Source organism: Streptomyces aquilus (assembly GCF_003955715.1).
In the GTDB taxonomy this organism is placed as follows: Bacteria; Actinomycetota; Actinomycetes; order Streptomycetales; family Streptomycetaceae; genus Streptomyces; species Streptomyces aquilus.
This window is the reverse complement of the sequence record NZ_CP034463.1, coordinates 5,326,312-5,339,846: the sequence shown is the minus strand read 5'-3', so window position 1 is coordinate 5,339,846 and position 13,535 is coordinate 5,326,312. Positions and strand designations below refer to the sequence as shown.

The 13,535-nt window shown below is 72.8% G+C and carries 10 protein-coding genes; 3 read left to right on the top strand and 7 right to left on the bottom strand.

What is annotated here, in order from left to right; all coding sequences use genetic code 11:
* Positions 1-10: 10 nt before the first annotated feature.
* From cydD to EJC51_RS24450, 3 genes are all read left to right on the top strand, one after another.
* On the top strand, positions 11-3,580 hold the full coding sequence (gene cydD / locus EJC51_RS24460; protein ID WP_126273040.1) for a thiol reductant ABC exporter subunit CydD: 3,570 nt from the start codon (positions 11-13) through the stop codon (positions 3,578-3,580).
* Positions 3,581-3,673: 93 nt separating this feature from the next.
* Positions 3,674-5,362, top strand: a complete 1,689-nt coding sequence (locus tag EJC51_RS24455; RefSeq protein WP_126273039.1) for a sensor histidine kinase — start codon at positions 3,674-3,676, stop codon at positions 5,360-5,362.
* A gap of 269 nt (positions 5,363-5,631) precedes the next feature.
* Positions 5,632-6,696 carry a M23 family metallopeptidase gene (locus EJC51_RS24450; protein ID WP_126273038.1) on the top strand — a complete coding sequence of 355 codons (1,065 nt, stop codon included), beginning with the start codon at positions 5,632-5,634 and terminating at the stop codon, positions 6,694-6,696.
* Here EJC51_RS24450 and EJC51_RS24445 read toward each other — a convergent pair.
* The 7 genes from EJC51_RS24445 to EJC51_RS24415 form a co-directional block, all read right to left on the bottom strand.
* Entirely contained in the window at positions 6,693-7,589 is an 897-nt protein-coding gene (locus EJC51_RS24445) for an HAD-IIB family hydrolase (protein WP_208870738.1), read from the bottom strand. The genes EJC51_RS24450 and EJC51_RS24445 overlap by 4 nt on opposite strands.
* A 77-nt stretch (positions 7,590-7,666) precedes the next feature.
* Positions 7,667-8,569 carry an LLM class flavin-dependent oxidoreductase gene (locus EJC51_RS24440; RefSeq protein ID WP_126273036.1) on the bottom strand — a complete coding sequence of 301 codons (903 nt, stop codon included), beginning with the start codon at positions 8,567-8,569 and terminating at the stop codon, positions 7,667-7,669.
* A 73-nt stretch (positions 8,570-8,642) separates the two neighbouring features.
* Complete coding sequence (locus EJC51_RS24435) at positions 8,643-9,086, bottom strand: hypothetical protein (protein ID WP_126277116.1); 444 nt, start codon at positions 9,084-9,086, stop codon at positions 8,643-8,645.
* Between the two features lie 79 nt (positions 9,087-9,165).
* Entirely contained in the window at positions 9,166-9,714 is a 549-nt protein-coding gene (locus tag EJC51_RS24430; RefSeq protein WP_126273035.1) for an RNA 2'-phosphotransferase, read from the bottom strand.
* A gap of 123 nt (positions 9,715-9,837) precedes the next feature.
* On the bottom strand, positions 9,838-10,776 hold the full coding sequence (locus tag EJC51_RS24425) for a MerR family transcriptional regulator (protein WP_126273034.1): 939 nt from the start codon (positions 10,774-10,776) through the stop codon (positions 9,838-9,840).
* A 94-nt stretch (positions 10,777-10,870) separates the two neighbouring features.
* Positions 10,871-12,625 carry an SDR family oxidoreductase gene (locus tag EJC51_RS24420; RefSeq protein ID WP_126273033.1) on the bottom strand — a complete coding sequence of 585 codons (1,755 nt, stop codon included), beginning with the start codon at positions 12,623-12,625 and terminating at the stop codon, positions 10,871-10,873.
* A 5-nt stretch (positions 12,626-12,630) separates the two neighbouring features.
* Complete coding sequence (locus EJC51_RS24415; protein ID WP_166682899.1) at positions 12,631-13,473, bottom strand: M24 family metallopeptidase; 843 nt, start codon at positions 13,471-13,473, stop codon at positions 12,631-12,633.
* Between the last annotated feature and the right edge of the window lie 62 nt (positions 13,474-13,535).

Genomic DNA, 13,535 nt, shown 5'->3' with positions numbered 1-13,535 from the left:
TGTGTTTCACGTGAAACCAATCGATCCGCGTCTGCTCCGCTACGCTCGCGCCACTCGCCTCTTCATGGCGGCCGTCGTCGGTCTGGGCGTCGTCGGAGCGGCGCTGGTCATCGCCCAGGCGATGCTCATCGCCGAGGTGGTGGTGGGCGCCTTCCGGCACGGGACGTCGGCCGCTGAACTCCGCACTCCCCTGCTGCTGTTGGTCGCGGTGGCCGGCGGTCGCGCCCTGGTGTCCTGGCTCACCGAGCTCGCCGCCCATCGGGCGAGTGCGGCGGTGAAGTCCGAACTGCGGGGGCGGTTGCTGGAGCGGGCCGCGGCGCTCGGGCCGGGGTGGCTGAGCGGGCAGCGGACCGGTTCGCTGGTCGCCCTCGCCACCCGGGGCGTCGACGCCCTGGACGACTACTTCTCGCGCTATCTCCCGCAGTTGGGGCTGGCGGTGGTCGTGCCGGTGGCGGTGCTGGCGCGGGTGGTCACCGAGGACTGGGTCTCGGCCGCCATCATCGTGGGCACGCTCCCGCTCATCCCGATCTTCATGATGCTGATCGGCTGGGCCACCCAGTCGCAGATGGACCGGCAGTGGCAGCTGCTGTCCCGGCTGTCCGGGCACTTCCTGGACGTCGTCGCCGGTCTGCCGACCCTGAAGGTGTTCGGCCGGGCCAAGGCACAGGCCGAGTCGATCAAGCGCATCACCGGCGAGTACCGGCAGGCGACCATGCGGACGCTGCGGATCGCCTTCATCTCCTCCTTCGCGCTGGAACTGCTCGCCACGCTGTCGGTGGCCCTCGTCGCCGTGACGATCGGCATGCGGCTGGTGCACGGCGAGATGGACCTGTACGACGGGCTGGTCATCCTCGTGCTGGCACCCGAGGCGTATCTGCCGCTGCGGCAGGTCGGGGCGCAGTACCACGCGGCGGCGGAGGGGCTGGCCGCCGCCGAGGAGATCTTCGAGGTGCTGGAGACGCCTGTGCCGGTGGCGGGCACGGCCGCCGTGCCGGCCGGCGCGTTGACCTTCGATGGCGTCACCGTTCGTTACCCGGGGCGGTCCGGTGATGCCGTCCAGGACGTCTCCTTCGCCGTCGAGCCCGGTGAGACGGTCGCGCTGGTCGGGCCGAGCGGGGCGGGCAAGTCCACGCTGCTGAATGTGTTGCTGGGTTTCGTGCGGCCCGCCGAGGGGCGGGTGCTGGCCGGGGGAGTCGATCTCGCCGACGCCGACCTCGACCAGTGGCGGTCACAGGTCGCGTGGGTGCCGCAGCGGCCGCAGCTGTTCGCCGGGACGATCGCGGAGAACGTGCGGCTGGCACGGCCCGACGCGGACGACGCCGCCGTACGGCAGGCGCTCTCGGACGCGGGGGCCCTGGAGTTCGTCGACGCGCTGCCGCAGGGCGCCGAGACCGGGCTCGGCGAGGACGGGGCCGGGCTGTCCGCCGGTCAGCGGCAGCGGCTCGCGCTGGCACGGGCGTTCCTCGCGGACCGGCCCGTGCTGCTGCTCGACGAGCCGACCGCCGCGCTCGACGGGGCCACCGAGGCCGAGGTCGTGGCGGCGGTGCGGAGGCTGGCGGTGGGGCGCACGGTGCTCCTCGTCGTGCACCGGCCGGCGTTGCTGGGGATTGCGGACCGGGTGGTGCGGATGGCCGAGCCCGCGAACGCGGCACCCGCCGAGGCCGGCACGGTTCAGGCCTCTGGTGAGGGCCGTCAGGTCGAAGCGGCGACGCATCCCACCGCGGACACCGCAGACATCGCCGACGCCGCCGACATCGCAGGCACCTGGAACGCCGCCGACGCCGCGAAGACCGCCGACGCCGCGAAGACCGCCGTACCCGCAGCGGAAAGCCGCGGTGTCCTCGCCCGCGTGCGCGCCATGTCCGGTCCCCGGCGCGGCCGGCTCGCGCTCGCCCTGCTGCTCGGGAGCCTCGCGCTCGGCAGTGCCGTCGGGCTCATGGCGACCTCCGGGTGGCTGATCTCGCGGGCCTCGCAGCAGCCACCCGTGCTCTATCTGATGGTGGCCGTCACGGCGACGCGCGCCTTCGGGATCGGGCGGGCCGTCTTCCGCTACGCCGAGCGCCTCGTGTCGCACGACGCCGTGCTGCGGATGCTGGCCGACACCCGGGTCGCCGTGTACCGGCGCCTGGAGCGGCTGGCGCCCGCCGGGCTGCGGCGGACCCGCCGGGGCGACCTGCTGTCGCGGCTCGTCGCGGATGTCGACGCCCTCCAGGACTACTGGCTGCGCTGGCTGCTGCCCGCGGGCGCGGCGCTGACCGTGTCCGCCGCGTCCGTCGGCTTCACGGCCTGGCTGCTGCCCGAGGCCGGTGCCGCACTCGCCGTGGGGCTGCTGGCGGCCGGGGTCGGCGTGCCGCTGGTCACCGGTGCGGTGGCCCGGCGCGCGGAGCGGAGGCTGGCGCCGGCACGCGGTGTGCTGGCGACGCGAGTGACCGACCTGCTGACGGGGACCGCCGAACTGACCGTCGCCGGCGCCCTGCCCGCACGTACCGCCGAAGCGCGCGAGGCCGACGGAGTGCTCACCCGGATCGCAGCGCGCGGCGCCACCGCCACCGCCCTCGGTGACGGCCTCACCGCGCTCGTCTCCGGCCTCACCGTCGCCGCCACCGCGCTCGCGGGCGCCCAGGCGGTCGCCGCCGGACGGCTCGGCGGCGTCGCCATGGCCGTCGTCGTCCTCACCCCGCTGGCCGCCTTCGAGGCCGTCCTCGGCCTCCCGCTCGCCGTGCAGTACCGCCAGCGGGTCCGCAAGAGCGCGGAGCGGGTGTACGAGGTGCTGGACGCCCCCGAACCCGTACGGGAACCGGAGCGGCCCTGCGAGGCGCCCGCGTCGCCGTTCCCGGTCGTCGTGAGGGGGCTGTCCGCCCGGTACGCCGGGCAGCGGCGGGACGCCCTCACGGGGCTCGACCTGACCGTCACGGAAGGCCGCCGGATCGCCGTCGTAGGCCCCTCCGGGTCCGGCAAGACGACCCTCGCGCAGGTGCTGCTGCGATTCCTGGACGCGCGGGCCGGTTCGTACACGCTCGGCGGCGTGGACGCGTACGGCCTGGACGGGGACGCCGTACGGCGGTTCGTCGGGCTGTGTGCGCAGGACGCGCACCTCTTCGACAGCTCGCTGCGGGAGAACCTGCTGCTCGCGAAGAAGGACGCCACCGAGGCGGACCTCCGTGACGCCCTGCGGCGGGCCCGGCTGCTCGACTGGGCCGACGGACTGCCCGACGGGCTGGACACCCTGGTCGGCGAGCACGGGGCGCGGCTGTCCGGAGGACAGCGGCAGCGGCTGGCGCTGGCCCGGGCGCTGCTCGCCGACTTCCCCGTCCTGGTCCTGGACGAGCCCGCCGAGCATCTCGACCTGCCCACCGCCGACGCGCTCACCGCCGACCTGCTGGCCGCCACCGAAGGCCGTACGACGTTGCTCATCACCCACCGGCTCGCCGGGCTGGAGGCGGTGGACGAGATCGTCGTGCTCGACGGGGGACGCGTCGTGCAGCGGGGCTCCTACGCGCAGCTGGCAGCCGAGGAGGGGCCGTTGCGGGAGATGGCGGAGCGGGAGTCGGATGCCGAGGCGCCGGCGCTGACGGCGTAGACAGCGGGCGAACTCCACGCGATCTTCAGCGCGCTCTTCAACGCGACCCGTTCCCGACTTTCTGTATCAAATGGGACTAATTACGCTCAGCTCATGTCCGACACCCCGCGCCCCGGCCCCGGTTCGCTGCCTTCCGCGCTGTCGGCCGAGCTGACCGCGCGGGTGCCGCAGCTGCTGGAGGCCATGCGGTCCGTCGGCAGCGGACTCGAACTGCACTCCACGCTGGACCGGATCTGCGAGACCGCGGCCGAGTTGACGGGCGCCCGATACGCGGCCATCGGAGTCATCGACGAGAACGGGCGGGGCCTGGCGGACTTCGTCCACCACGGGGTCGACGAGGCGACCGCGCGCCGTATCGGACGCCGGCCGGACGGGCACCGCGGCCTGCTCGGCGCCCTCATCCGCGACCCCGGGCCGGTACGGCTCGCGGACCTGACCACCGACCCGCGCTCCTGCGGCTTCCCCGAGCACCACCCGCCGATGCGCGGCTTCCTCGGCCTCCCGATCCGCGTCCAGGGGGAGATCTTCGGGAACCTGTACCTGACGGAGAAGCACGGCGGGCAGCCGTTCAACGACTACGACCTCACCATGGTCCGGGTGCTGGCGACCGAGGCCGGGATCGCGATCGGCAACGCCCGGCTGTACGAGGCGGCCAAGCAGCGCGAGCACTGGATCGACGGGTCGGTCGCCGTCACCACCGCCCTGCTGTCGGGCGGCGACGCGGACGACGCCCTTCAGGTCGTCGCCGAGCAGGCCCGCAAGCTGTCGGGTTCGGCCGCCGGGATCGTCCTGCTGCCCGCGGACGAGGGGGGCCTGGAGATCGCGGCCGTGGCCGCGGACCGCCCGTCGGCCATGCTGGGCACGATCGTGCCGCCGGAGAGCGGGATCGTCGCCGAACTCCTCGACGGACAGGCGGTGTTCCTGGAGGACGCGGCCGGCGACCCCCGCGTGATCACCACGCTGGCGCACGGCTACGGGCCCACCATGATGGTGCCCCTGCACAGCGACGGCCGGATCCTGGGCGCCCTGGTCACCCCGCGGGCACGGGGGGAGCGGCCGTTCACGGAGACCGAGCGCACGCTGGCCGTCCAGTTCGCCTCGCAGGCCGCGCTCGCGCTGATGATGGCCGACGCGCAGCGCGACCGGGAGCGGCTCGCCGTCTACGAGGACCGTGACCGTATCGCCCGTGACCTGCACGACCTCGTCATCCAGCGGCTGTTCGCCACCGGGATGCTGCTGGAGAGCGCGCAGCGCGGATCGGTCGTGCCGGAGGTGCGCGAGGGCGTCGGCAACGCCGTCGACGAACTCGACGTCACCATCCAGGAGATCCGCACCGCGATCTTCGCGCTCCAGCAGGGGCCGGCCGAGGCGCCCTCGGGGCTGCGCACACGCGTGCTGCGGGAGATCAACACGGCCGCGGTGCCGCTCGGCTTCAAGCCCTCGCACCGTTTCGTCGGACCCGTGGACGCCCTGGTCGGCGACCTCACCGGCAAGAACCTCATCGCGGCTCTGCGCGAGGCCCTCTCCAACGCCTTCCGGCACGCCCGGGCCTCCCGTATCGAGGTCGTCGTGGACGCCGACGCGATCCTGCCGGACGGCCGGAAGGGCGTCCGCCTGACCGTCGCGGACGACGGCGTGGGCATCCCGGACGGCGGGCGGCGCAGCGGCCTGAAGAACCTCAAGCGACGCGCGGAGTCCCTCGGCGGCGACAGCCGGCACGGACCGGGCATCGGCGAGGACGGAGGCGGTACGACGGTGGTGTGGGAGGCACCCCTCGAATGACCGCCGAACATGACGGACCGCCCCGGCCCGCATGACCGACTGCTCCGGCCCGCATAACCGGTCGCTCCGGCCGCATGGCCGACCGCCCCGGCCCGCGTGACGCACCGCCCCGGCCCGCGTGACGCACCGCCCCGGCCCGCATGACGGATCGTCACCCGCATCCCGGCGGCGGCCGTTCAGTCGTACGACTGACCCGTCCGAGGCCCCCTGTCCCCCGGCCGTACGACTCCAACAGGACCGCCGCGAGGACCCGGGTCAGGATCGCTGGCATGCGACCGTCCCGCCGTCATCCGCTGCTCGTCCCGGCCCTGTTGTGCGCGCTCGCCGTCCTGGCGGCCCGTCCGACCGACGCCGCGGAGAAGAAGGCGCCCGCCGACGGCGGTACGGACGCCGGGATCAGCGCGCAGGTGGCGCGGCTGTACGAGGACGCGGCGGTGGCGACGCAGCAGTACGAGACGGGGCGGCTGGAGGCGGAGGCGCAACGGGCGAAGGCGCAGCGGCTGGAGGCGCTGCTCGACCGGGAACGGCGGGACATCTCCGTCCTGCACGAGGACCTGGGCCGGATCGCGCGCGCCCAGTACCGCAACGGCGGCGACCTTCCGCTCACCGCGCAGATCATCCTCGCCGGCAGCCCTGATCAGCTGATGCGCGGTCAGCAGGTGTTCTCCCAGACGAACCTGGCCGTGAACAACGCCATCGAGAAGAGCCGGCGGGCCGAGGCGAAGCTCGCCGCGGACGAGGCGGAGGCCGCGACCGCGTGGCAGTCGCTGGAGAAGCGGAACGTCGAACTCGCCGATCTGAAGACGGGGATCGAGCAGAAGCTCGAAGAGGCGCGCAGCCAGTTGCAGGGCCAGGCGGACGCCTCGGTCGCGGCGGGGTCCTGCCGCGGTGCCGTCCGGCTGGATCAGCCGGCGATCCAGGTCACCAGTCCCTGGGTCACCCCGGTGGAGACGTACGAGCTGTCCGCGGGCTTCGGCAGCGGCGGCTCGCGGTGGGCGAACCGGCACACCGGGCAGGACTTCGCGGTACCGATCGGCACGCCGGTGCGCTCGGTGGGCGCGGGCCGGGTGGTGACGGTGTCCTGCGGGGGCGCCTTCGGGATCGAGATCGTGATCGAGCACGCGGGCGGCTACTACACGCAGTACGCCCATCTCGCCGCCGTCACCGTCGACCAGGGCGACCAGGTGGCGGCGGGGCAGTGGATCGGCCAGTCGGGCACCACCGGCAACTCCACCGGTCCGCACCTGCACTTCGAGGTACGGGTCACCCCGGAACTGGGCTCGGGAGTGGACCCGGTGCCGTGGCTGGCGGCGCGGGGCGTGCCGCTCGGCTAGGACAGGCCCTCGCGCTGGGCCAGCAACTGCTCGATGACGACCGCGACGCCGTCCTCGTTGTTGTCGACCGTCCGGCCGGAGGCCGCGGCGAGCACATCGGGGTGCGCGTTGCCCATCGCGTACGACCGGCCCGCCCAGGTCAGCATCTCGACGTCGTTGGGCATGTCGCCGAAGGCGACCACCTCCTCGTGCGAGATGCCGCGCTCGGCGCAGCACAGGGCGAGGGTGCTGGCCTTGGAGACGCCCGGGCCGCTGATCTCCAGCAGGGCGCTGGGACTGGAGCGGGTGACGTTGGCGATGTCGCCGATGGCGAGACGGGCCAGGGTGAGGAAGGCGTCCGGGTCGAGCGTGGGGTGGAAGGCGAGGATCTTCAGGACCGGCTCAGCGGCGCCGGGGCCGTCCGCCGCCAGCAGCTTCTCGGCGGGCTGGAGCTCGTCCGGGATCTCCATGTGCAGCTTCGGATAGTCCGGCTCCTGGTGGAAGCCGTACGTCTGCTCCACCGCGTACACCGTGCCGGGCGCCGCGTCCCGCAGCAGGCGTACGGCGTCCAGCGCGTTCTCCCGGGCCAGCTCGCGCACCTTCACGAACCGGTGGGCGCCGGGACCGCCGTGCAGGTCGACGACCGCGGCGCCGTTGCCGCAGATGGCGAGGCCGTGGCCGTGGACGTGGTCGCTGACGACGTTCATCCAGCGAGCGGGGCGGCCGGTGACGAAGAAGACCTCGATCCCCGCGTCCTCGGCGGCGGCGAGCGCCGCGACCGTGCGGGGCGAGACGGACTTGTCGTCGCGCAGCAGAGTGCCGTCGAGGTCGGTGGCTATCAGGCGCGGCGGGACGGCGGCGGCCGGGGTCTCGGGCTGTCGAGTCGCTGAAGTCACCCGGCCATTCTCCCGCATATGCGTGCACGGCCGTGCGGGAGGCTGCACAGGTGAGTGATTACAGCCTCCCACCTGCACCCTCACCCACAGTGGTCTCAGCGCAGCTGCGCCGGGGCCTCCATGGCGATCTGCTCGAAGACCTTCTCGTCGGCGGCGAAGTCCGAGTCGGGGATGGGCCAGTGGATCACGATCTCGGTGACGCCCAGTTCCCGGTGGCGGCCCGCGAAGTCCACGAACGCGTCGAGCGACTCCAGCGGCCGGCCGCGGTCCGGGGTGAATCCGGTGAGGAGGATCTTGTCGAGCTCGTTCGTGTCCCGCCCGATCTCGGCGCACGCGTCGGCCAGCTTCTCGGCCTGTCCGCGAATGGCTTGAACCGACTGTTCAGGGGTGCCGTTCTCGTACAGCTTGGGGTCGCCGGTGGTCACCCACGCCTGTCCGTACCGTGCGGCGAGCCGCAGCCCGCGCGGGCCGGTGGCGGCGACGGCGAAGGGCAGCCGGGGCCGCTGCACACAGCCCGGGATGTTGCGGGCCTCGTGCGCCGAGTAGAAGTCGCCCTCGTACGACACCGAGTCCTCCGTCAGCAGCCGGTCCAGCAGCGGCACGAACTCCGCCAGCCGGTCGGCACGCTCGCGGGGCGTCCACGGCTCCTGGCCGAGGACGGTGGCGTCGAAGCCGGTACCGCCCGCGCCGATGCCGAGCGTGACACGGCCGCCGGAGATGTCGTCGAGGGAGATCAGTTCCTTGGCGAGGGTCACCGGGTGCCGGAAGTTCGGCGAGGTCACCAGCGTGCCCAGGCGCAGCCGGTCGGTGACGGCCGCGGCGGCGGTCAGCGTCGGCACCGCACCGAACCAGGGTCCATCGCGGAAGGTCCGCCAGGACAGGTGGTCGTAGGTGTACGCGGTGTGGAAGCCGAGCTCCTCCGCCCGCTGCCATGCCGCACGGCCCCCCTCGGACCAGCGGCGGTACGGGAGGATCACGGTGCTCAGACGCAGACTCATGGTTCGAGCGTATGCGGCCGACCGGGTTTCACGTGAAACAGTGACCCACGGTCATGATCCGACCGCCCTCGGGTCACCGCGTGCGGCCGCTCAGCCACGGAGTCAGGCCGACCAGGATGAACTCCTTGTGCACCCGGTCGCCCGGCAGCGGGACCATCAGGAAGTTGCCCGGCGGGAAGCGGCGCGTCTTGACCCAGGCGTGTCCTTCGTAGAGGGCACGCAGGAACGCGGGCACGTCGTCGCGGGCGATGTCGGGGCATTCGACGCCGTCGACGGTGATCAGAGCGTCGTCGTCGGCGTAGAGCCGCACGTCCACCCGGGGCCGGCCGCCGAGCTCGACGTAGGCCTCGTGGGGCAGGGAGCCGTCGGGGTCCGCGGTGACGCCGACGCCCGCGGCCGTGCGGCGCGAGGTCTGGTCGGCGCCGATGTCATGGGTCACCTCGATCGCGAGCGCGTACTCGGCGGCGAGCGTGCGGAGGGCGGTGACAGCGGCCTCGGTGGTCGGGAGGTGGTCCATGGCGCCGATCATGCCGGGTCTGTGCCGGGCCACGCGGGGAATTACGGCGCCCTCGTCGGTCGTGCCCGGCGACGAGGGGTCAGTGCGGGTCGGGAAACCGCAGGTACTGCGGCGGTACCGCCTCGGTCAGCCACACGCCGTTGGCGCTGACGTGGAAGACATGTCCGTCGCGGTGCATGGCGCCGGCGTCCACCGAGAGCACGACGGGGCGGCCACGCCGGGCGCCCACCCGGGTCGCGGTCTCGCGGTCCGCCGAGAGGTGCACGGCGTGCCGGTTCATGGGCCGCAGCCCCTCGGCGCGGATCGCGTCCAGGCTGCGGGCCACGGTGCCGTGGTAGAGGTACGGCGGTGGCGTCGCCGGGGGCAGTCCCAGGTCCACGTCGATGCTGTGGCCCTGGCTGGCGCGGATGCGGGTGCCTTCCACGGCGAAGCGCTTCTTGTCGTTGGCGGCGACCACGTGGTCCATCTCTTCCCGGGTGAAGCGGAAGCCGTGCGCTGCCGCCGCCGCGATCAGCGTGTCGATCTCGACCCAGCCGCCCTCGTCGAGCGTGAGCCCGATGCGCTCCGGCTGATGGCGCAGGTGCTTCGAGAGGTACTTCGACACCTTTACGGTGCGTCGTTCGTCCATGCCCTTCAGCGTGACGGGCGAGACGTGAATCACGCGAATGATTTTGCTTCGGATGTTTGATCCACAACCAAGTCCAGTTATCCACAGGCTAGTTGGCGGTTCTGTGGACAACTACTCGACCTGTCAGTCCCTTTCGTCAAGATCGCTTGGGGGCACTCCCCTTGACGTGAGCGCGTCCAACCCCCGCGCCCGCACCTCCCGTTCAGCCGCCAACGCCACGAACTCCGCCGCCCGCTCCTCGCCAACCAGCCCTTCCACGGCCCGCATCGTCTCCTCGGGCAGAACCACGGTTCGGGTCGCGGAACGCTCCGGCGCGCGCTCCTCCGTGCCGAGGTGCTGTCTCAGGTGCCGCACCGCCAACAGGCGCATCGCGCGCGCGAGTTCCGCGTCCACCGTCTGCTGTGCGAGCGGCCTCAGTCGTCGTACGAGCGAGGCCGCCTCGGCCGCCTCCGCGTCGGTCGGACGGTGCGGTCCGTCGAGGTAGCGGGCGAAGACATGCTCGGTGGTGAACTCCAGGAAACGGGCCGCGATGTGCTCGACCTGCCCCCTCAACTCCCGTAGATGCCCGGCGATCGCGGACAGCGGCACCCCCGCAGCGTGCAACTCGACCGCTACGGCAAGCTCTTGAGGGCTCGGGACATGGAAGGAGTCCTCGTCGCCGGGCACCGGCTCCAGCACGCCGAGCTCCACGGCGTCGGCGACCGCCGCGGCGTCCGGGCTGCCGCCGAACCGCTCGTCCAGCTCCGCGCGCGAGATCCGCACCGCCTCCTCGTCGCTCCACGGCCCGTCGACCTCGGCGACCAGCCCGAGCACCCCGCCGAGCCCGCGCCCGGCGTCCCAGGCCTCCAACAACTCCTTGATGGAGGCCAGGGTGTAGCCGCGGTCGAGAAGGCCGGCGATCTGGTGGAGGCGGGCGAGATGGGCGTCCGAGTAGACGTTGGCACGGCCACGCCGCTCCGGGCGGGGGAGCAGGCCCCGGTCCTGGTAGGCGCGGATGGTGCGGACGGTGGCGCCACTGCGGTGCGCGAGGTCCTCGATCCGGTACGCGGGGGCGGTGCTCACGGGATGGCCCGTGCCGCCGGGGACCTCCGCGAAGTCCGGCGCAGCGGCATGAGCCACCCGTCGACGAGGACCCCGCGCGAGCCAACCCCCGGCCTCACAGCGGTGGTTCCAGCCGTGCGATCGCCCGGAGCGCCCGTGGCGTGAAGCGGGACATCAGGTGCGCGCCGCGCGCCTCCGGTGTCACCGGCACGACCGCCTCGTCGCGCACCACCGCCCGCAGGATCGCGTCCGCGACCTTCTCCGGCGGGTAGTTCCGCAGCCCGTACAGCCGCGCGGTCCTTTTCTGGCGCCGCTTCTCCTCCTCGCCGTCGACGCCGGCGAAGCGCGCGGTCGAGGTGATGTTGGTGTTGACGAAGCCGGGGCAGATCGCGCTCACGCCGATGCCCTGGCCGGCGAGTTCCGCGCGCAGGCACTCGCTGAGCATCAGCACCGCCGCCTTGGAGGTGCTGTAGGCGGGCAGCGCCTTGGAGGGCTGGTACGCCGCCGCCGACGCGGTGTTGACGATGTGGCCGCCCTGTCCGCGCTCGGCCATCTGCCTGCCGAACAGCCGGCAGCCGTGGATGACGCCCCAGAGGTTGACGTCGAGGACCTTCTTCCAGTCCTCCGGGGTGGTGTCGAAGAAGGACCCGGACAGACCGATCCCGGCGTTGTTGACCAGGACGTCCACCACCCCGTACGCGGTGGCGACCTTGTCGGCGAGCTTCTCCATGGCCTGCTCGTCGGAGACGTCGACCGTCTCGGCCCAGGCGTCGGGCGCCCCCAGCAGCCGGGACATCTCGGCCGTGCGGGCGGCACCCTCCGCGTCCCGGTCGACGGCGATCACGCGCGCGCCGGACTCGGCGAACGCGTACGCCGTCGCCCGCCCGATGCCGCTGCCCGCGCCGGTGACCAGCACCAACTGGCCGCCGAACCGGTCGGCGTACTTGCCGCTCGGCGCGGTGACCGTCCTGCCGCTCTCGTTGGCTGTCACGAACTCTCCGATCCAGGCGGCCAGTTGGTCGGGCCGGGACCGGGGTATCCAGTGCCGGGCCGGGAGGGTGCGTCGCGTCAACTGCGGCACCCACTGCTCCAGGTTGTCGTAGAGCCGCTCCGACAGGAACGCGTCGCCGAGCGGCGTGATGAGCTGCACGGGCGCGTGCGCGTAGGCGTCCGGGCGGGGGCGGCGCAGTCGGGCCCGTACGTTGTCCCGGTACAGCCAGGCTCCGTGGGCCGCGTCCGTGGGGAGGGACGAGGTGGGGTAGCCGTCGCCGGGGACCCGTTCGAACCGCTCCAGGACGCGCGGCCACGCCTTGCCGAGCGGGCCGCGCCAGGCCAGTTCGGGCAGCACGGGCGTGTGCAGCGCGTACACGTACCAGGACTTGGCGCCCTGGCCGAGGAGTTGGCCGACGCGGCGCGGGGTGGGGCGCCTGAGGCGGGTGTTGATCCAGTGTCCGAAGTGGTCGAGGGACGGCCCGGACATCGAGGTGAAGGACGCGATGCGGCCCTCGGTGCGCGCCACGGTGGCGAACTCCCAGGCCTGCACCGAGCCCCAGTCGTGCCCGACCAGGTGCACCGGGCGGTCGGGGCTGACCGCGTCCACCACGGCCAGGAAGTCGTCCGTCAGCTTCTCCAGGGTGAAACCGCCTCGCAGCGGCCGCGGTGCTGTGGAGCGGCCGTGGCCCCGGACGTCGTAGAGCACGACGTGGAAGCGGTCGGCGAGCCGGGCGGCGACCTGCGCCCACACCTCCTTGCTGTCCGGATAGCCGTGCACGAGGACCACGGTCGGCTGCCCGGCCTCCCCCAGTTCGGCCACGCACAGCTCGACACCGCCGGTGCGCACCCGGCGCTCACGCGCGTTCTCGAGAGTCATCCCGGTCACTTCCCCTCCGCCCAGCGCCGCACATGCGGCAGGTCGTCGTCGAGCCAGAAGGCGCTCTCCTCGGGGTCCCTGGAGTCGGTGACCACGAGGATCTCCTCGAACTTCGCGCCCGTGCCGCGGAAGCCGAGGTGCGGTTCGACCGCCCACAGGCCCGGCTGCGGCGGGTGATCGGAGAAGCGGTACGGCGACCACAGCGGGGACCAGCCCTCGCGGTGGCCGTGCAGCGCGTCGGCCGCGAGGCCCTTCAGTGACTGGGTGCCGAACCCGAAGATCTTCGGTGACCAGCGGCGTTCCTTCACCCGGTCCACCTTGTGGGCGATCACCCCGAACGGGTAGGCGCGGTGCCGGTTCGCGTAGCCCTGGCGGACCATCAAGCGGTCCACGTCCTCGTAGATCGCGCGCAGCGGACGCCGCTCGCGCACCTCGCGCAGGATCAGCTCGCGGTGCGCCTCCAGGTCGTCCATCAGCTTGTCCTGCACGGGGTTCACGCCGAGGGAGCCCGAGTAGCCGATGTCCGCGGTGAAACCGTCGTGGACCGGGGCCATGTCCAGGATGAACGGCATCCCGGGCTCCAGACGCCGGTCGGTGGGAAAGAACTGGAGCGGCACGCGGAAGTTCACGAACGCCGTGCGGTCCCCGAACCAGGCGAAGGGGAGGTGGAACCAGTCCCGCACCCCGCGCTCGCGCAGCCACGCGCGCTGCATCCGCGCCGCCTCGCGCTCGGTCACTCCGGGTTCCAGCCGTGCCGCCACGGCCTCGGCGCACTCGTACGCCAGCCGCTGGACCTTCCTGAATCCCCGCAGCTCCGCGGCCCGTTCGCCTGCCACTGCCGTCGTCATGCCACCCCGTCCCACCCAGTCCACGCCGACTGCGCTACGTGCCCGTAACTTGACACCGCCGA